A 17293-nucleotide genomic window follows, 5' to 3' on the forward strand; every position below is an offset into this window, starting at 1 on the left:
AAGCAGTCGTAATACCTGCCACCCCGATCTTCCTGAAAGACCGTGGTGGTCGTTCTACGACTGCTACACAGTCGAACGCAGCCTCGCTGGGGCTCGACAGCTGCTACAAGCGGACGCAAGCGTCTATCGGTTCAGCCTTGCAAGTAGATCGCATGGGTACCTGGCGCCGAGTCTGCTGGCCAATGACCTGGCCGCTCGCGGCTGGAATCATCAGGACCTGAGCTCGTTCCTCAAACACGGCATGAGCGCCCAGGGCACGATGTTCAACGAGATGTTCCCGGTGTTCCACAACAGCACCCAAGGCCTCAATGACCCGGACCTGGCGGCGATGGCGACCTTCCTGCTCGGCGATCAACCGCCGGCGGCGAAGGTGCAGACGGACGTGCCGTTGGACAAACTCAGTACCAGCGCCCAGCGCGGTCGTCAGGACTACCTGAACGTCTGCGCCGGTTGCCACGCGGTCGGTGGCGAAGGCAAACCGCACATCGCCGTGGCTATGCGCGGCAACACTACGCTGCGCCTGGAAGATCCGCGCAATCTGGTGCGGGTGATCGACGAAGGTATCGGCGAGCAGAAGTTCGCCGGGTTCGAAAACATGCAGCCGATGCCGGGGCTCGCCGAAAAACTCAGCCACGAGCAACTCCCCGATCTGGTGGACTACCTGCGTCAGGGGTGGGGTGGTCGGTCGGGTGATCTCGCGGTGAAGGACGTGCAGACGTTGCGAGCCGATGCCCCGCCGCTCGAGCACAAGGCGCACTGACATGCAGCATCTCGATCTGCAAGTCGTGCGACGGGCGCTTGAATGGTCGACGGCTGGCCGCCGCATCTGGCTGTGCACGGTGCTCGCCACTTATGGCTCGGCACCGCGTGCGCCAGGCTCGTTGCTGGCGGTGAACACTGACGGACAATGGATCGGCTCACTGCCCGGCGGCTGCGTCGAGGAAGACTTTCTTGAGCGCGTCGCTGAGGGGGCGTTTTTTGATGCGGTCAGCGTCATTCGTTATGGCGAAGGCGATGATCCGCGCTCGCGCGTGAGTTTGCCCTGTGGCGGCGTGCTCGATGTGCTGGTGGAGAAGCTTGAGTCCGAGTGCGAGGTTCAGGCTCATCTGCGGGAACTGGAGTCGGCGTTGTTGGGCCAGCGTCAGCTGATCCGCGAGGTCGATCTGGCCAGCGGTGCGCGCAGTCTGTTTGTCGATCGCGAGCAGGGCGTGCGCATCGAACGTGAGATTGACCGGGTGCGTGTGCGGATTGGCGCGGCTCAGCGTTTGCTGTTGGCGGGGTATTCCAGCGTCGCTCTGGCGTGTGCGGAGTTGGCGGTTGGCCTGGGTTTCGAGGTGATTCTTTGTGATCCACGGGACGAAGTGCTGGAAGGCGTCGTGCTAGAAAACGTCGAGATTCGTCGTCAATTGCCGTCAGTGTTCATCGCTGACGGCGGCTGCCACAGCGACACCGCGGTGGTGGCCTTGGCTCACGACCCGCGCATCGACGATCTGGCGATGATGGAAGCCGTGCGCACCGAGGCGATTTACATCGGCTGATGGGCTCCATGCAGGCCTCGCAAAAGCGCTTCGAGCGGTAACGCAGGATTGGCGGTCTGGGAGGCGCGGAGTTGGCGTGGATTCATGCACCAATCGGGCTGAGCCTAGGGAGTAAAACCCCGGCAGAAATCGCCCTGGCCGTTCTTGCCGACATCCTGCGAATCCGTAGCGGCATCGCGCGGGATCGGCTTTAAGCACCATTTTCCCTGTGGGAGGAACCATTTCCCCTGAGGGAGCGAGCCTGCTCGCGATAGCGGACTGACAGGCAGCATTGATGTTGAATGTGACGGCCTCATCGCAAGCAGGCTCGCTCCCACAAAATCGTTGCTGTGTCGGTTAGTACCCGAACTTGTCTCGCAATCCGTAATACCACGCACCCAACGCTGCAAACGGCGTACGCAGCAATTGTCCGCCGGGGAACGGGTAGTGCGGTAGATCGGCAAACGCGTCGAAACGCTCAGCCTGGCCACGCAACGCTTCGGCCAGCACCTTGCCTGCCAAGTGTGTGTACGTCACACCGTGGCCGCTGCAACCCTGGGAATAGTAAATGTTGTCGCCGATGCGTCCGACCTGAGGAAGGCGCGACAGAGTCAGCAGGAAATTGCCGGTCCAGGCGTAGTCAATCTTCACGTCCTTGAGCTCAGGGAACGCCTTGAGCATCTTCGGCCGGATGATCGCTTCGATGTTCGCCGGATCCCGCGCTCCATAGACCACGCCGCCACCGAAGACCAGGCGCTTGTCGCCGGTCAGTCGGTAGTAATCGAGCAGGTAATTGCAGTCCTCGACGCAGTAATCCTGCGGCAGCAGGCGCTTGGCCAATTCGTCGCCCAAAGGTTCGGTGGTGATGACCTGAGTCCCGCAGGGCATCGACTTGGCTGCCAGCTCAGGCACCAGGTTGCCGAGATAAGCATTGCCGGCAACGATAATGAACTTGGCCCTGACCTTGCCCTGTGGCGTATGCACCACGGGATTGGCACCGCGCTCGATGCGTACCGCCGGCGACTGCTCATAAATCGTGCCGCCCAGCGACTCGACCGCCGCCGCTTCACCCAGCGCCAGGTTCAGCGGATGAATGTGCCCGCCGCTCATGTCGAGCATGCCGCCGACGTATTGATCGCAGGCCACCACTTCACGAATGCGCTTTTGATCCAGCAACTCCAGCTGCGTATGACCAAAACGTTCCCACAGACGTTTCTGCGATTCCAGATGCCCCATCTGCTTGGCGGTAATAGCAGCAAACACGCCACCGTCCTTCAAGTCGCACTGGATATTATATTTGGCGACCCGCTCACGAATGATCTGCCCGCCCTCAAACGCCATTTGCCCCAGCAACTGAGCTTGCTTGGGGCCGACGCTGCGCTCGATCACATCAATGTCACGGCTATAACTATTAACGATCTGGCCGCCGTTACGACCCGACGCGCCGAAACCCACCTTGGCGGCTTCCAGCACCGTGACCTTGAAGCCGTTCTCCAGCAGAAACAGGGCAGAGGACAGCCCAGTGTAACCAGCGCCGATCACACAGACATCAGTCTCCACGTCATCCTGCAGGGGCGGACGCGGCGGAACCGAAGTGGCCGACGCGGCGTAATAGGATTCGGGGTAGGGGGTGTTCGCCATCCGGCTGCCTCTGTTTAATATATTTTACGAGTGCATCGATCCTACCCGAGTTAAAAATCGACCGCCAGCCACCGGAAAATCTTCTTTGCCACCACGAAATTAAATATTTTGCATATTCATAGGGTTAGCTCGAAAAAAGGTGTTGACACCCCTCCGGAATTCCGTAGAATGCCGCCTCACAGCAGGCACGTAGCTCAGTTGGTTAGAGCACCACCTTGACATGGTGGGGGTCGTTGGTTCGAGTCCAATCGCGCCTACCAAACAAAATCCGCTCTGCTGGGCGGTCTAGAAGGGCTCACCGAAAGGTGGGCCCTTTTTTGTTGTCTGGTGTTTAGCAATTCCCGCCGCTCACCGGCAGGCGATATGGTTTAGTAAGCGGAATTCTTCAGGAGATGTTGCTATGGATAAGGCGTTTCGAAATGCAATGTTTCTAACCGGCATACCGCTGACAATCTGCGGATTCAGCTTTGGTCTGACTGGGCTTTTGAACGAATCGACGCTCAGTTACATGGCGCCCGGGCTACTTATTCCAGGACTCGCTTTTATGTTGATCGGCTGGATGCAGAGCAATACGTGAGCTTCTCGGCTTCACCGAGGTCCGTGTTCTTATTGGTGTGATACAAAGCCCACACATCTCAAGCCGTTGAAAGGACGCTCCGCTGTGGGTCGATACATTCTTTTTGTGTTGTTGTTTCCACTGGACTCGGCATCTGCGTTCGAGACCGATCCAGCAATAAATAGTTTTTCGGATGAGCATACTGACTGCGCCGGGTTCTATTTGGTCTCGGCAAGGGCTGTTAGGGCGCAACCATAACTGGCTGAGCAGAAGAAGCAGGCAGCGGTCAGTGCTTTAGCCTTTTCAAAAGAAATCACGGATGAGAACGTGACTCGAGCCAAAACGGAAAAAGCGATCAGATCAATGCTTGAAGAGGTCAATGGTGACGCCGCGAAATGGTCGAATCTAATAAATAAGTACTCGGCTAAATGCGATGAAATCGTGGCTAACCCGGGGAAGCGAGCGGATTACTGGTTCAAGAAGTAAGATTGATCAATCGTGTGCGCCTGCTCTCTCATTGATCCTTGGCTTCTGTCGCCTGTTCCTGCCAGCAAAACTTACGGCGGTCCGCAAGGTGTTTTCAGCGACGTGGAAACCTGCAATTCAGGCGTAAACTGGCGGTGCTAGCTCATCAAAAGGAGCCGCATATGATCGCCGACCAAATGAACAAACAGGCATCTGAAGACAGGGCTGTTTGGGATCAATACTTCTGCGCTGCGTTGATTGCGGAAAGCAATCTAACGGCACCGGTTGTAGGAGGGGCTACTCACGAAGACAGGCAGAACCTGCTGGTTGAAAGGGCCAAGGCTCTTGCCGACAAGATGATGGAAAACCGGAAATAACCAGAGCCCAGCCATCGCGCTGGGCTCTTCACATCCGGCCATCTCAATGACGGTCGATGTACGCGTTATGAATCAAGCGATCAGGTCTACTTTGCCGCTCGCCAGGCGATAGATGCCGCCCACTATCTTCAACGTGCCTTTACTGAGGGCATCAGTCAGCAGTGGCGAATCATTTTTTTAGGCGCTTGACCGAGTCTTTGACATCTTGCGCGACGGCGTCGGTGGGAAGATTTCCGTGTTCCTTGAGCTCTGTCTCGATATCGTTCGGCCTTGAAGTCATTTGTCTTGGAGGTGCCGTAAACATACCGTTCATTTCCCTCCATTAGCCTTTGCAGGGCCTGGTCAGGATTGATTGAGTTTTGCGGTTTAGGTGCGGTTTCTCCGCAGCCTTGGGGACCTGGTTGGGCAGGGCGCCAGCCAATAACTGAGCGCCTTCTCCGAGTCCGGCTAATCGAAGGAACTTGCGGCGATCATTTTCGGCTTTAATCGGGTTTGAATCACACGATTTACACATGGCTGTGTACTCAGGTAACAGGGAGGGAATTGCTGTCAAAAGCGAGTGCTCAAGGAACCCTTCAGCACTGGTGTGATGAAGTCTTGACGGCTGTAGCGTTATGTTTCGGACGCTGTTTCCACGTTTGCTGGTTTGGCGCTTGATGCCCTGGCTTAGCTAGATTTCGTCTAGGAACCATAACAATAGTGTGGATATTTAATGGGTTACGATATTTTTTAACCAGACAGTGATCGAAAATATATTGTTACAAGTGGGTTGTTAGGCTATTATCGCTCCGCGTTCACCACCACGGTTTATGCATTTTTAAGTCCCAAGCTTCCATCAGCTGCTTGGGATTTTTTTTGCCTGAAATTTGTCCTGGTTCGCTCGAACATCAAAAGGACAGCTTCATCTATGTTCCCTTACTCTGAAAAAACGGCCATATGCCGTGTTGCTTCTATGGGAAAAGCGCGAAACGCCACTTGGGCGAACTCCGGTTTTTTGGACTACTACTGACTGGCCAAACTCAAACTCAGTCTGATGGGAGTATATCGATGCTGGTTCATTGGTCGCTTGCGGCAATTCACCTGCTGGCTTTTGCCTTGGGGTTCTGGGCTGTTCTGACGCGGGGGACGGCATTTAGCCGCCTGGCTGCCGGCGCGGGGGAGGCTCGCCGGGTGTTGATGGCCGATAACCTGTGGGGCATCTCTGCCGTCATACTCCTGGTCACCGGTGTGATGCGTGCTTTTGGTGGGTACGAAAAAGGTACTGATTACTACCTCCACCAGCCATTGTTCCATCTCAAGATGACGCTCTTCGTTCTGATCCTGCTGCTTGAAGTAGCGCCAATTATCACGCTGATCAAATGGCGGATCGCACTGAGCCGTGGCGAGGCGATCAATACCGGGCGCGCGAAGCTGTTTGCACGGATCAGTCATGTCGAAGGGTTGCTGGTGTTACTGATGGTTGTGGCTGCCACGGGCATGGCGCGCGGCGTGACGTTTGGTTAGCCGAGTCTGATCACACTCTTCCTCGGGATTAATCCGAAACGTCTGACAGTCAGGGCAGGGGGCGTGCCGTTAATATCGGCTTCACGTTTTCAACAGGAATGGGCGAACGAATCAACGGATGGCGATACAGCGCTTGAATCTTTAGCCAGCCGTTGTCCGGGGTTGAACGGGCTGGCTACTGACTGCAACAGGATTCAGGGAGTTTGTGGCTTGTCTGGAGCGGTCAGGCCAGCCTGAATGCGTTGGTAGATTTCTTCGCGATGGACTGCGACGTCTTTCGGCGCGTTGATGCCGATCCGGACTTGCTGGCCGCTCACGCCCAGAATGGTGATCGTAATGTCGTCACCGATATTTATGCTTTCACCGACTTTGCGGGTGAGTATCAGCATGGTCTTCTCCTTGATTGCTTTGTAGGGCACCTGATTCGAACAGTGCAGAGGTCGGTGGTATGTATAGATTAGTGCGAAGTCTCACGGTTTGGGTGCCTCTTTCTGACGCGCAGATGCTGCATTAATTCCCAAGGCGTAACTATACAGAGGCCGCAACCATCATTCTCGTTGTTTTGAGCCCATTTTGCGGCACTCGGAAAGTATTCATGAATGTTAAAATCGCCGCTTTCAGCATTCAGAGGGACACGTTGTGCGCAAAATGGTCTTGGTAATCGCAGTACTGGCGTTGGTTGGGTGCGATCAAGGTAAGGGCGTTGACGCTCAAAAGCCTAAGCCGGCAGTTGTTTCCGCACCGGCGGCAGCCATCGGGCCGCAATGGGATCTCGAAGTGCGAGGCGAAACGACCCAGGCTGTCAGCGACCTGAGCGGCTGGCTGATCGAACACAGCTTTGTGCCCAGCGTCGTCAAGGAAAACGGCATGACCCGGATTCTGGTAGGGCCATTCAATTCGAAAGCCGAGGCCGAAGCCAAACAGGCCCAGGTAGCTGCAGCGCTTGTCCGGGCCAAGAAACAGAACATCGAATTGCTGGTGCTTGAGCGTCCGGTAGCCCAGTAACAGCCCTTTTCACGCAAGCCTTCTGTCGAAGCGCCTTAAAGGGGATCCACATTGACTCGTCTCTAAACGTAGTCACTGTCGATTCCCAGAAGGGGCTCTCCATGGCCTCCGCCACCCCTTACAAAATCTTCGACGCGGTTCTTGCGCACAAAACAAACCTCAGTCCTCATATGATGCGCGTGACCCTGGCCGGTCCGATGGTCACCGAAATGGCCACTTGGGCGCCGGATCAGCGGGTAAAACTGTTCTTCCCGGCCGAGGATGGGACGCCTGCCAGGCTGGCTCATGACCAGAATTGGTATGCGCGCTACCGATCAATGCCGGTGGCTCAGCGTCCGGCGATGCGCACTTACACCATTCGACACTTGCGGGCCGAGCAAGGCGAAGTGGACATCGATTTCGTTTTGCACGGTGAAACCGGTCCGGCCTCCCGCTGGGCGATGCGTGCGGTGACGGGCGAGCCTATCCAGATTGTTGCACCTGATCGCCAGTTTTCAGCGCAAGACACGGGAGGTTTCGAGTGGAAGCCGCCTCATACGCTCAAGCATCTGTTGCTGGTAGCCGATGCCACTGCATTGCCCGCCGCTCTCGGCATTCTGGATGAGATGGCTGCCTTGGCCGAGCCGCCGACCACCCAGGCATTTTTCGAGGTGGACAGTGCAGAAGACGCATTGCCGGTGCCTGAGTGGCCGGGTCTGTCGGTGCGGTGGCTGGTCCGGGATCATTCCAGCGATAAGGCAGCAGGCGCGCTGATGGTTGAAGCGGTCCGTCAGACGGAGCTGCCGGTCACTGCTTCGCTGGCTCACGAAACGGTGGAACTGGCGGAAGTCGATGTTGACGAAGAGATTCTCTGGGAAACGTCCGACTCGACCGGTGACGGTTTCTACGGCTGGATCGCCGGAGAAACGGTGGCCGTGATGAACCTGCGCAAGTATTTGATCAAGGAGCGCGGCATCGCTCGGGAGTCACTCAATCTGATGGGCTACTGGCGCTTCAACAAAAGCGGCGGATAGAAACGAACAAAGGCCTCGGGTATTACCTCCGAGGCCTTTTTGTTTTTCAGCGGTCGATCAGCCGCAGGCTTTCATGTCCACGGGCCCGACAAACTCGTTGCCGCGACCCATCACGCACGCCACGCTCTGGTTGCGCTGACGTTCCCAGGCTTCAACCGGATAGGTCTTGTTCCACGCGTCGTACAGTTGGCGATCCTGTTTCGACAGGCGCAAACCATACTGTTTGCTCATGTAGAAATACGTCCGGGCGATCATGCCGCGAATGGAAGGGCGGGGCATGACCTTCTTCGCCTTGAAGTCGACTTGGGTCAGGCACGAGCCATATTGACCCGATTGCACTGGCAGCCAACCAAAACTGAAGTTGCTGCGATCACCGTTCACCTCACCGATGCTCGGCACCAGGTTGTGCAGATCAGCCTCGGCCTTTTGATAGATAGGATCGTACCGCGTGCAGTTCTTGCGTCCGCCCTCTTGCCAGCACTGGCGCTGATGGCCGATCTGCCAGGCCGGAACGATGTGCTCCCACTCAATGCGGGCGGCGCGCTTGGCATTCTTGCGCGGCACATACCCACACGCTGCGAGGTTGACCTTATTGCCGGTGTATTTGCAGCCGCAATAGAACTCGGTGGATTGCGGCGCGTACAACTTCCAGGCGACTTTCTTGGCTTCGCTGAAGGTGCGTGGGGCGCCAGCCTGGGCGCCGAGGGTGATGAACAGAAACAGCAAAGCAAACCAGCGGACACTCATTGACTCAATCTTCCTTCGGCACAACCCAGAAAATCTGCACACCGCCATCGTCGCGATAGGCGAGCGTGACGTTGTCGTTCTCATCGATTTCTTCGAGCAATTGCTCCCACTCATCCACAGGTTCGTCCGGTAGACGGAAGATAAGTGCGGCTTTGGCTTTCTGAGCAGTGGGCGAATTGATGATTTTCTGAACGCGAATACCCATGCGTTCGTAGGCGTCAGGAGAGGCAGAGGTGGTGGCCACGGAATTATCCTTATTAAGCTGTACGTGCATACAGTATTTAACTGTAGGCATTTTCGCAACTGCTTAAAATTCAAGAAAATCCTCTGACAGCAGTTTTTTCCGTTTGGTGTAGGAAGAAGGGAAAATTTTTATCGGAATATCGGAAGGGGCGTAAACCACTCGCCAAGGCTGGCGAGTGGTGATTGCAGTGCCCGGCCGGAATCGGTCGGGCGAGGGTGAATCAGTATTCCCAGAACATCCGCTGCAGCTCTTTGCTGTCGTTGGTCTTGGTCAACGCGACCATGGCCAGGATGCGGGCTTTTTGCGGGTTCAGGTCATGCGCCACGACCCAGTCGTACTTGTCGTCAGGCTGTTCGGCGTTACGCAGGACGAAACCGCCGGCATTGACGTGGGACGAACGAATGATTTGCACGCCGTCCTTGCGCAGGGCTTGCAGGGCAGGAACCACACGCGAAGAGACCGAACCGTTGCCGGTGCCGGCATGGATGATCGCTTTGGCGCCGGACTGAGCCAGTGCCTTGTAGGCTGTGTCGCTGACGTTGCCGTAGGAATAGGCGATTTCGACGTCAGGCAGGCTCTTGATAGTTTTGATGTCGAATTCCGAGTCCATGGTGTGACGCTTGGCCGGCAGACGGAACCAGTAGGATTTGCCTTCAACCACCATGCCGAGCGGGCCCCAGGCACTTTTAAACGCCTCGGTTTTGATGTTGATCATTTTGCTGACGTCGCGACCCGACTGGATCTCATCATTCATGGTCACCAGCACACCTTTGCCGCGGGCTTCTTTGCTGCTGGCGACGGCAACGGCGTTGTACAGGTTGAGCATGCCGTCAGCCGACATCGCGGTGCCCGGGCGCATAGAGCCGACGACGATGATTGGCTTGTCGGTTTTTTCCACCAGGTTCAGGAAGTAGGCGGTTTCTTCCAGGGTGTCGGTGCCGTGGGTGATCACGATGCCATCGACGTCTTTGCTGTCTGCCAGTTCGGCCACGCGACGACCCAGTTGCAGCAGGTTGTCGTTGGTGATGCTTTCCGAAGCGATCTGCATGACCTGTTCGCCGCGAACATTGGCCAATTGGCTGAGTTCCGGAACCCCGGCGATCAGTTGCTCGATACCGACTTTCGCCGCCTGGTAGGTCGCGCTGTTAGCGGCGCTCGCGCCGGCGCCGGCAATGGTGCCGCCGGTGGCAAGGATCACCACGTTGGCCAGTTTCTGTTGGGTTTCGACTTCTTTTGCCTGAAGGGCAGTAGGCAGGAGCAGCAGGAGGGCCAAAGCGCCCGGAATAAAGGTGTTGAGGGCAGATTTCATTATTTTCTCTCTAGTAGTGAGACGGTGCTGATGCAAGTTCATCTAGATACGCCCCAGGCAGATCTGAACGCTTGGGCTATAGGTGAAGAGCAGGATCTGTACCAGCCATACGTTGAATGAGAAAAACTTTTAACATGATGATTTATATCAATATTTATCCATTGGATTACCGGTGTTGAACAGCCTCGTGTCCGGGTTTCCGAATAAGTTGAGGATTCGTGTTCGGCTCTCCGAAAAGGCCTACGACCTCTGGTGAACACATCGCCTTGCCAGAAAGAAAATCAGTGCTAAAGAAACCCGCGCACAGGTCGATACCCCTTCAAGGATTTTTTTCGGGAGTTCACATGTCTTTTTCTGTCGGTTTTCCAAATGCAGGCGCAATCACCATCGGTGGCAAGACTCCGTCGACGATCAATGCCTAGAGCGAAGCGACGGAAGAGACGTCCACGCAACTGACTGGAAAAGAAGAAAATCAGGTCAGGACCGGTGGTGCTGCTCAGGGCGAAAGCAAATCCGAGAGCAAAAGCAGTCAAAGTATCGCGGTGCAAGTACTGCTCAAGCGCATGCAGGAACTGCAATAGCAGATGCGCGAACAACAGCAGCAATTGGCGGCCGCTCAGGCAACGTCCTATCCAACCGAGGAAGCCAAAGCCACCGCCGTCATGTCGATCCAGGGGGCAGATCCCCGATACCAATGGCGCGCTGGCGCAAGTCTCCGGCAATCTGGTGAAAGAACTGGCCAAAGACTCCAGCACCGGCACGCTGATCAGCACGACGGCGTAATGTGAAGGGTTGGAATTTGCCAACAGAGACGCAAAACAGGTCGTTGACAAATCTCAGCAGGGTTCGCATAGTTCGGTCTACGCAAACGTTTGCGCGCTGTTCGCGATAACTCGAACCATTGACGGACGCAATGAAGCCTACGCCAGCGCAAGCGTTGCTCACAATAATCATAAGATCGGAGTGAACCCATGAAGCTGCCATTCGCTGGACGTCTTCTTGCTGTCGCTATGCTGGCCGCCGCATCCGCCGCGCTGCCTGTCTCTTCGGCATTCGCCGAGACCCCTGAAAAACCCAAAGTCGCGCTGGTCATGAAATCCCTGGCCAACGAGTTCTTCCTGACCATGGAAGACGGCGCCAAGGCGTATCAGAAAGACCATTCCGGCGATTTTGAACTGATCTCCAACGGCATCAAGGACGAAACGGATACCGCTGGCCAGACGCGCATCGTCGAGCAAATGATTCTGGCCAAGGTCAATGCGCTGGTCATTGCGCCGGCGGACTCCAAGGCCATGGTTCCGGTGATCAAGAAAGCCATCGATGCCGGCATCACCGTGATCAACATCGATAACCAACTCGACCCGGCCGTGGTCAAAAGCAAGAACATCACCGTCCCGTTCGTAGGCCCGGATAACCGCAAAGGTGCGCGTCTGGTCGGCGAATACCTGGCCAAGCAGCTGAAGGCCGGTGACGAAGTCGGCATCATTGAAGGCGTGTCCACCACCACCAACGCCCAGGCCCGCACCGCAGGCTTCAAAGACGCGATGGAAGCGGCGCAGATCAAGGTCGTCTCGTTGCAGTCCGGTGACTGGGAGATCGACAAGGGCAACAAGGTTGCCGCCTCGATTCTCAGCGAATACCCAGAAGTCAAAGCCCTGCTGGCCGGTAACGACAGCATGGCCGTCGGTGCAGTGTCTGCCGTGCGTGCGGCAGGCAAGGCGGGCAAGGTGCAAGTGGTCGGTTACGACAACATCAACGCCATCAAACCAATGTTGAACGACGGCCGGGTCCTGGCGACCGCTGACCAGTTTGCCGCGAAGCAAGCCGTGTTCGGTATCGAGACTGCGCTGAAAATCATCAAGGGCGAGAAGGTCGACAGCGGCACCAACGGCGTGATCGAAACTCCGGTAGAGCTCGTCACCAAGTAATCCTTCTGGCGACACAACGGTGCTCGCCCGTCCGGGCGAGTACATGGAGAGTTTTATGTCAGTTTCCGCCCCGAACGCTGTCCTCTCGGTCAGCGGCATCGGCAAGACCTACGCCCAACCCGTCCTGACCGGTATTGACCTGACGCTGATGCGCGGCGAGGTGCTGGCGCTGACCGGCGAGAATGGCGCCGGCAAAAGCACGCTGTCGAAAATCATTGGTGGGCTGGTAACGCCGACCACCGGCCAGATGCAATTCCAGGGGCAGGATTACCGCCCCGGCAGCCGCACCCAGGCCGAAGACCTGGGCATCCGCATGGTCATGCAAGAACTCAATCTGTTGCCGACCCTGTCGGTGGCGGAAAACCTGTTTCTCGACAACTTGCCCAGCAATGGCGGCTGGATCAGCCGCAAGCAACTGCGCAAAGCCGCGATCGAGGCCATGGCCCAGGTCGGGCTCGACGCAATAGACCCGGACACCCTGGTCGGCGAACTCGGCATCGGTCACCAACAAATGGTCGAGATCGCGCGCAACCTGATCGGCGATTGCCATGTGCTGATCCTCGACGAACCGACCGCGATGCTGACCGCTCGTGAAGTCGAGATGCTGTTCGAACAGATTACCCGCTTGCAGGCTCGCGGCGTGTCGATCATCTATATCTCCCATCGCCTCGAAGAACTCGCGCGAGTGGCCCAGCGCATTGCGGTGTTGCGCGACGGCAACCTGGTCTGCGTCGAGCCGATGGCCAATTACAACAGCGAGCAATTGGTCACCCTGATGGTTGGCCGTGAACTCGGCGAACACATGGACCTGGGGCCGCGCAACATTGGCGCACCAGCCTTGACGGTCAAAGGGCTGACCCGCTCGGATAAAGTTCGCGACGTGTCATTCGAAGTACGCGCCGGCGAGATCTACGGGATTTCCGGATTGATCGGGGCAGGGCGTACCGAGTTGCTGCGTCTGATCTTCGGTGCCGACACAGCGGACAGCGGCACCGTCGCGTTGGGTTCACCCGCTCAAATAGTGAGTATTCGCTCGCCGGCTGATGCGGTCGGTCACGGCATCGCCCTGATCACCGAGGACCGCAAAGGCGAAGGCCTGCTGCTGACCCAATCGATCAGCGCCAACATCGCGCTGGGCAACATGCCGGTGATTTCCAGTGGCGGCATCGTCAACAACGCTGACGAAATGTCCCTGGCCCAACGTCAGATCGACGCCATGCGCATCCGCAGTTCGAGCCCGACGCAGTTGGTCTCCGAGCTGTCGGGGGGCAACCAGCAGAAGGTCGTGATCGGCCGTTGGCTCGAGCGCGACTGCTCTGTAATGCTGTTCGATGAACCGACCCGTGGCATCGATGTGGGCGCCAAGTTCGACATTTATGCACTGCTCGGTGAGCTGACCCGACAGGGCAAGGCGCTGGTGGTGGTGTCCAGCGACCTGCGTGAGCTGATGCTGATCTGCGACCGGATCGGCGTTTTGTCGGCGGGGCGCCTGATCGACACCTTCGAGCGCGACAGCTGGACCCAGGATGATTTGCTTGCCGCCGCGTTTGCCGGCTACCAAAAACGTGATGCGTTGCTCAACGAAGCAGCGCCTAGGGACCTTTCATGAAAACTGCATCTTCCGCCGGCAAACGTAGTGGCAATTTCTACGGTCTGGGCACCTATCTGGGCCTGGCCGGTGCCTTGCTGGCGATGGTTGCGCTGTTCTCGGTATTGAGCAGCCATTTCCTGTCTTACGACACGTTCAGCACCCTGGCCAACCAGATTCCCGATTTGATGGTGCTGGCTGTCGGCATGACGTTCGTGCTGATCATCGGTGGCATCGACCTGTCGGTCGGCTCGGTATTGGCGCTTGCGGCGTCGGCCGTCAGTGTGGCGATTCTTGGCTGGGGCTGGAGTGTCCTGCCTGCCGCGCTGCTCGGGATGGCGATTGCGGCTTTGGCCGGAACCATCACCGGATCAATCACCGTGGCGTGGCGCATTCCGTCGTTCATCGTGTCCCTCGGCGTGCTGGAAATGGCCCGTGGCGTGGCGTATCAGATGACCGGTTCGCGCACTGCTTATATCGGTGATGCCTTCGCCTGGCTGTCTAACCCGATTGCCTTTGGCATCTCGCCGTCGTTCATCATTGCCTTGCTGATCATCATCATCGCTCAGGCGGTGTTGACCCGTACCGTGTTCGGTCGCTACCTGATCGGCATCGGCACCAACGAAGAAGCGGTGCGTCTGGCAGGGATCAATCCAAAACCCTACAAGATCCTGGTATTCAGTCTGATGGGGCTGCTGGCCGGTATTGCTGCGCTGTTCCAGATTTCCCGTCTGGAAGCGGCGGACCCGAATGCAGGCTCCGGACTGGAGCTGCAAGTGATCGCCGCCGTGGTAATCGGCGGCACCAGTCTGATGGGCGGCCGTGGTTCGGTGATCAGCACGTTCTTCGGGGTTCTGATCATTTCCGTACTGGCGGCAGGCCTGGCGCAGATCGGCGCGACCGAGCCCACCAAACGCATCATCACCGGCGCAGTGATCGTGGTGGCGGTGGTGCTGGATACTTATCGCAGTCAGCGCGCAAGCCGGCGGACCTGAGTCATGGCAACGATCAAGGATGTAGCGGCACTCGCGGGGATTTCCTACACCACGGTTTCCCACGTGGTGAACAAGACCCGGCCGGTCAGCGAAGAGGTGCGGATCAAAGTCGAGGCGGCGATCAAAACTCTGGATTACGTGCCGAGTGCCGTGGCCCGCTCATTGAAAGCCAAGACCACGGCGACCATCGGTTTGCTGGTGCCTAACAGCCTCAACCCGTACTTCGCCGAACTGGCCCGTGGCATCGAGGATTACTGCGAGCGTAACGGCTATTGCGTGATCCTCTGCAATTCCGACGACAACCCGGACAAACAGCGCAGTTACCTGCGCGTGCTGCTGGAAAAGCGCGTCGACGGGTTGATCGTGGCCTCGGCCGGCGGTGACGCGGGGCTGGCGGAAGGTCTCGCTGGCGTGCGCACGCCGATGGTCATCGTCGACCGCGGGCTGGAAGGTGTGAATGCCGACCTGGTGCGTATCGACCACGAATACGGCGCCTATCTGGCCACCCGGCATCTGCTGGAACTGGGCCATCGGGACATCGCCACCATTGGCGGCCCGGCGGGTACAAGCGTGGCGCAGATGCGTCTGGCCGGTTATTGCCGTGCCTTGCAGGAGGCGGGCGTCGAAGTGCATTCGGAGCGCATGCTGGAGAGTGATTTCACCAGCACTGGCGGTTACAACGCTGCCGCGATTCTGTTGGAAAAGAACCCGCCCAGCGCGATCTTCGCCGGCAACGACATGATCGGCATCGGTGTGTTGCGAGCGGCTGCCGAGCGCAATGTTCGTGTACCGACCGAACTGTCGGTGATCGGCTTCGACGATATCCAGATGAGCCGTTATGTCTACCCGGCGCTGACTACCGTGGGCCAGTCGATCCTGCGGCTCGGTGAGATGGCGGCCGAGGTTCTGTTACGACGCATCGCATCACCCGATATGGCCACCGATCAACGGATCGTGACGCCCAGTATTGTCCTGCGAGAATCGACTGCACCGCTCGCCGGTGTGTTCGACGAATACCGCTGAAACCGAATTGACGAGTAGTGATGTATGCCAGCAAAAGTAGTGGTGATAGGCAGCCTGAACATGGACCTGGTGACCCGGGCTCCACGGTTGCCCCGTGGCGGTGAGACGCTGATCGGCAAGTCGTTTGCCACGGTTTCCGGCGGCAAGGGCGCGAACCAGGCAGTCGCCGCGGCGCGGCTTGGGGCACAGGTGTCGATGGTCGGTTGTGTCGGCAGCGATGCTTATGGGGAAGAACTGCGCGGGGCGCTTTTGGCCGAGCAGATCGACTGCCAGGCAGTCAGCACGGTAGAAGGCTCCAGCGGCGTGGCCTTGATTGTGGTCGATGACAACAGTCAGAACGCAATCGTGATCGTCGCCGGTGCCAATGGTGCGCTGACGCCACAAGTCATCGACCAGTTCGATTCGGTATTGCAGACGGCGGACGTGATCATTTGTCAGCTGGAAGTGCCGGATGCCACGGTGGGTCATGCCCTCAAACGCGGCCGCGAGCTGGGCAAAATCGTGATCCTCAACCCGGCCCCGGCCAGTCGCCCACTACCGGCGGATTGGTATACGTCCATCGATTATCTGATTCCCAATGAAAGCGAAGCCTCGGCCCTGAGTGGCTTGCCGGTGGACTCCCTTGAAACCGCCGAAACCGCCGCGACCCGCCTGATCGCTCTGGGCGCCGGTAAGGTCATCATCACCCTTGGCGCTCAAGGATCGATGTTCGCCAACGGCGCCGGCTTCGAACATTTCCCGGCGCCGAAGGTGAAGGCTGTCGATACCACGGCGGCAGGCGACACCTTCGTCGGTGGGTTCGCCGCCGCGCTGGCGTCCGGCAAGACTGAAGCCGAAGCGATCCGTTTCGGCCAGGTCGCCGCGGCGCTTTCGGTCACCCGTGCCGGCGCGCAACCCTCGATTCCCACCTTGTCCGATGTCCAGGCGTTCAAAGCACCATGAAAAAGACACCATTGCTCAACGTCGCGCTGTCTCGGCTGATCGCGTCCCTTGGCCACGGCGATATGGTCGTGATCGGCGATGCCGGCCTGCCGGTACCGCCGGGCGTCGAACTGATCGACCTGGCCCTGACCCAGGGTATTCCGGATTTCGTCAGCACTTTGAAGGTCGTTCTCAGCGAAATGCAGGTTGAGCGCCATGTGCTGGCGCAGGAAATTCTGGACAAACAACCACCCGCCATGAGCTCGCTGGATGAGCTGAATGCCAAAGGCGCACTGGGCCAGCGTGAGCTGCTCAGTCATGAGCAGTTCAAAGTCCTCAGCCAACAGGCGCGAGCGATTGTTCGTACAGGCGAATGTGCGCCGTACTGCAACATCGTGCTGGTATCGGGGGTGACGTTCTAACGCGCTGTACACACATTTGTTTCCCCACGCACAAGGAGT

At 57.8% G+C, this 17293-nt stretch carries 16 protein-coding genes, 1 tRNA gene and 4 pseudogenes; 15 read left to right on the forward strand and 6 right to left on the reverse strand.

The window, feature by feature from the left end; translation table 11 throughout:
• Positions 1–151: 151 nt before the first annotated feature.
• Both EYC95_RS06075 and EYC95_RS06080 read left to right on the forward strand, forming a co-directional pair.
• A pseudogene (locus tag EYC95_RS06075) lies at positions 152–760 on the forward strand (cytochrome c); the annotation flags it as partial.
• A gap of 1 nt (position 761) precedes the next feature.
• A pseudogene (locus tag EYC95_RS06080) lies at positions 762–1732 on the forward strand (XdhC family protein).
• A gap of 142 nt (positions 1733–1874) precedes the next feature.
• On the opposite strand, the gene EYC95_RS06090 reads toward EYC95_RS06080, so the two are convergent.
• A complete protein-coding gene (locus EYC95_RS06090; RefSeq protein ID WP_131059552.1) occupies positions 1875–3158 on the reverse strand; it encodes an FAD-binding oxidoreductase in 1284 nt (427 codons plus the stop codon).
• A gap of 183 nt (positions 3159–3341) precedes the next feature.
• On the opposite strand from EYC95_RS06090, the gene EYC95_RS06095 reads away from it, so the two are divergent.
• The 3 genes from EYC95_RS06095 (at position 3342) to EYC95_RS06105 (ending at position 4556) form a co-directional block, all read left to right on the forward strand.
• A tRNA-Val gene (locus tag EYC95_RS06095) sits at positions 3342–3418 on the forward strand.
• A gap of 140 nt (positions 3419–3558) precedes the next feature.
• Positions 3559–3735 carry a hypothetical protein gene (locus EYC95_RS30110; RefSeq protein ID WP_165557429.1) on the forward strand — a complete coding sequence of 59 codons (177 nt, stop codon included), beginning with the start codon at positions 3559–3561 and terminating at the stop codon, positions 3733–3735.
• Positions 3736–4361: 626 nt separating this feature from the next.
• Positions 4362–4556, forward strand: a complete 195-nt coding sequence (locus EYC95_RS06105; RefSeq protein ID WP_131059553.1) for a hypothetical protein — start codon at positions 4362–4364, stop codon at positions 4554–4556.
• A 72-nt stretch (positions 4557–4628) separates the two neighbouring features.
• Here the strand turns inward: EYC95_RS06105 and EYC95_RS30475 are convergent.
• Positions 4629–5070 (reverse strand): annotated as a pseudogene (locus EYC95_RS30475) (hypothetical protein).
• 533 nt (positions 5071–5603) lie between these two features.
• Here EYC95_RS30475 and EYC95_RS06115 point away from each other — a divergent pair.
• Entirely contained in the window at positions 5604–6059 is a 456-nt protein-coding gene (locus EYC95_RS06115; protein ID WP_131059554.1) for a DUF2214 family protein, read from the forward strand.
• Between the two features lie 194 nt (positions 6060–6253).
• On the opposite strand, the gene csrA is transcribed toward EYC95_RS06115, so the two are convergent.
• Positions 6254–6448, reverse strand: coding sequence for a carbon storage regulator CsrA (csrA, locus tag EYC95_RS06120; RefSeq protein WP_007938114.1), 195 nt, complete (start codon positions 6446–6448; stop codon positions 6254–6256).
• Between the two features lie 250 nt (positions 6449–6698).
• On the opposite strand from csrA, the gene EYC95_RS06125 reads away from it, so the two are divergent.
• Together EYC95_RS06125 and EYC95_RS06130 are read left to right on the forward strand one after the other, a co-directional pair.
• The gene (locus EYC95_RS06125) at positions 6699–7064 is read left to right on the forward strand and encodes an SPOR domain-containing protein (RefSeq protein ID WP_131059555.1); all 366 of its coding nucleotides are present in this window, start codon (positions 6699–6701) and stop codon (positions 7062–7064) included.
• Between the two features lie 101 nt (positions 7065–7165).
• Positions 7166–8077 (forward strand): siderophore-interacting protein, encoded by a 912-nt coding sequence (locus EYC95_RS06130; protein WP_131059556.1) that lies wholly within the window; start codon positions 7166–7168, stop codon positions 8075–8077.
• A gap of 57 nt (positions 8078–8134) precedes the next feature.
• Here the strand turns inward: EYC95_RS06130 and EYC95_RS06135 are convergent, their stop codons facing one another.
• The 3 genes from EYC95_RS06135 to EYC95_RS06145 form a co-directional block, all read right to left on the reverse strand.
• Positions 8135–8824 (reverse strand): endonuclease, encoded by a 690-nt coding sequence (locus tag EYC95_RS06135; protein WP_131059557.1) that lies wholly within the window; start codon positions 8822–8824, stop codon positions 8135–8137.
• Between the two features lie 4 nt (positions 8825–8828).
• Positions 8829–9119 carry a DUF1654 domain-containing protein gene (locus tag EYC95_RS06140; protein WP_131059558.1) on the reverse strand — a complete coding sequence of 97 codons (291 nt, stop codon included), beginning with the start codon at positions 9117–9119 and terminating at the stop codon, positions 8829–8831.
• Positions 9120–9288: 169 nt separating this feature from the next.
• A complete protein-coding gene (locus tag EYC95_RS06145) occupies positions 9289–10377 on the reverse strand; it encodes an asparaginase (RefSeq protein WP_131059559.1) in 1089 nt (362 codons plus the stop codon).
• Positions 10378–10721: 344 nt separating this feature from the next.
• Between EYC95_RS06145 and EYC95_RS30480 the strand changes: the two are divergent.
• From EYC95_RS30480 to rbsD, 7 genes and pseudogenes are all read left to right on the forward strand, one after another.
• Positions 10722–11160 (forward strand): annotated as a pseudogene (locus tag EYC95_RS30480) (hypothetical protein).
• 188 nt (positions 11161–11348) lie between these two features.
• Positions 11349–12305, forward strand: a complete 957-nt coding sequence (locus tag EYC95_RS06155; protein WP_131059560.1) for a sugar ABC transporter substrate-binding protein — start codon at positions 11349–11351, stop codon at positions 12303–12305.
• A gap of 55 nt (positions 12306–12360) precedes the next feature.
• Positions 12361–13914: a sugar ABC transporter ATP-binding protein gene (locus tag EYC95_RS06160; protein WP_131059561.1), complete on the forward strand. Its 1554-nt coding sequence runs from the start codon at positions 12361–12363 to the stop codon at positions 13912–13914.
• Complete coding sequence (locus EYC95_RS06165; RefSeq protein ID WP_010455954.1) at positions 13911–14888, forward strand: ABC transporter permease; 978 nt, start codon at positions 13911–13913, stop codon at positions 14886–14888. The genes EYC95_RS06160 and EYC95_RS06165 overlap by 4 nt, the downstream gene beginning before the upstream one ends.
• A gap of 3 nt (positions 14889–14891) precedes the next feature.
• On the forward strand, positions 14892–15911 hold the full coding sequence (locus tag EYC95_RS06170) for a LacI family DNA-binding transcriptional regulator (RefSeq protein WP_131059562.1): 1020 nt from the start codon (positions 14892–14894) through the stop codon (positions 15909–15911).
• A 24-nt stretch (positions 15912–15935) separates the two neighbouring features.
• Positions 15936–16853 carry a ribokinase gene (gene rbsK / locus EYC95_RS06175; RefSeq protein WP_131059563.1) on the forward strand — a complete coding sequence of 306 codons (918 nt, stop codon included), beginning with the start codon at positions 15936–15938 and terminating at the stop codon, positions 16851–16853.
• Positions 16850–17254, forward strand: a complete 405-nt coding sequence (gene rbsD / locus EYC95_RS06180; protein ID WP_131059564.1) for a D-ribose pyranase — start codon at positions 16850–16852, stop codon at positions 17252–17254. Before rbsK ends, rbsD begins: the two co-directional genes overlap by 4 nt.
• Positions 17255–17293: the final 39 nt, after the last annotated feature.

It is taken from the genome of Pseudomonas sp. BGI-2 (genome assembly GCF_004310295.1).
In the GTDB taxonomy this organism is placed as follows: domain Bacteria; phylum Pseudomonadota; class Gammaproteobacteria; order Pseudomonadales; family Pseudomonadaceae; genus Aquipseudomonas.

Coding starts and splice junctions, on each gene's coding strand:
- EYC95_RS06115 (WP_131059554.1), top strand. CDS start 5,604: ATGCTGGTTCATTGGTCGCTTGCGGCAATTCACCTGCTGGCTTTTGCC.
- EYC95_RS06170 (WP_131059562.1), top strand. CDS start 14,892: ATGGCAACGATCAAGGATGTAGCGGCACTCGCGGGGATTTCCTACACC.
- rbsK (WP_131059563.1), top strand. CDS start 15,936: ATGCCAGCAAAAGTAGTGGTGATAGGCAGCCTGAACATGGACCTGGTG.
- EYC95_RS06155 (WP_131059560.1), top strand. CDS start 11,349: ATGAAGCTGCCATTCGCTGGACGTCTTCTTGCTGTCGCTATGCTGGCC.
- EYC95_RS06135 (WP_131059557.1), bottom strand. CDS start 8,824: ATGAGTGTCCGCTGGTTTGCTTTGCTGTTTCTGTTCATCACCCTCGGC.
- EYC95_RS06165 (WP_010455954.1), top strand. CDS start 13,911: ATGAAAACTGCATCTTCCGCCGGCAAACGTAGTGGCAATTTCTACGGT.
- EYC95_RS06160 (WP_131059561.1), top strand. CDS start 12,361: ATGTCAGTTTCCGCCCCGAACGCTGTCCTCTCGGTCAGCGGCATCGGC.
- EYC95_RS06145 (WP_131059559.1), bottom strand. CDS start 10,377: ATGAAATCTGCCCTCAACACCTTTATTCCGGGCGCTTTGGCCCTCCTG.
- EYC95_RS06105 (WP_131059553.1), top strand. CDS start 4,362: ATGATCGCCGACCAAATGAACAAACAGGCATCTGAAGACAGGGCTGTT.
- EYC95_RS06140 (WP_131059558.1), bottom strand. CDS start 9,119: ATGCCTACAGTTAAATACTGTATGCACGTACAGCTTAATAAGGATAAT.
- EYC95_RS30110 (WP_165557429.1), top strand. CDS start 3,559: ATGGATAAGGCGTTTCGAAATGCAATGTTTCTAACCGGCATACCGCTG.
- csrA (WP_007938114.1), bottom strand. CDS start 6,448: ATGCTGATACTCACCCGCAAAGTCGGTGAAAGCATAAATATCGGTGAC.
- EYC95_RS06130 (WP_131059556.1), top strand. CDS start 7,166: ATGGCCTCCGCCACCCCTTACAAAATCTTCGACGCGGTTCTTGCGCAC.
- EYC95_RS06090 (WP_131059552.1), bottom strand. CDS start 3,158: ATGGCGAACACCCCCTACCCCGAATCCTATTACGCCGCGTCGGCCACT.
- rbsD (WP_131059564.1), top strand. CDS start 16,850: ATGAAAAAGACACCATTGCTCAACGTCGCGCTGTCTCGGCTGATCGCG.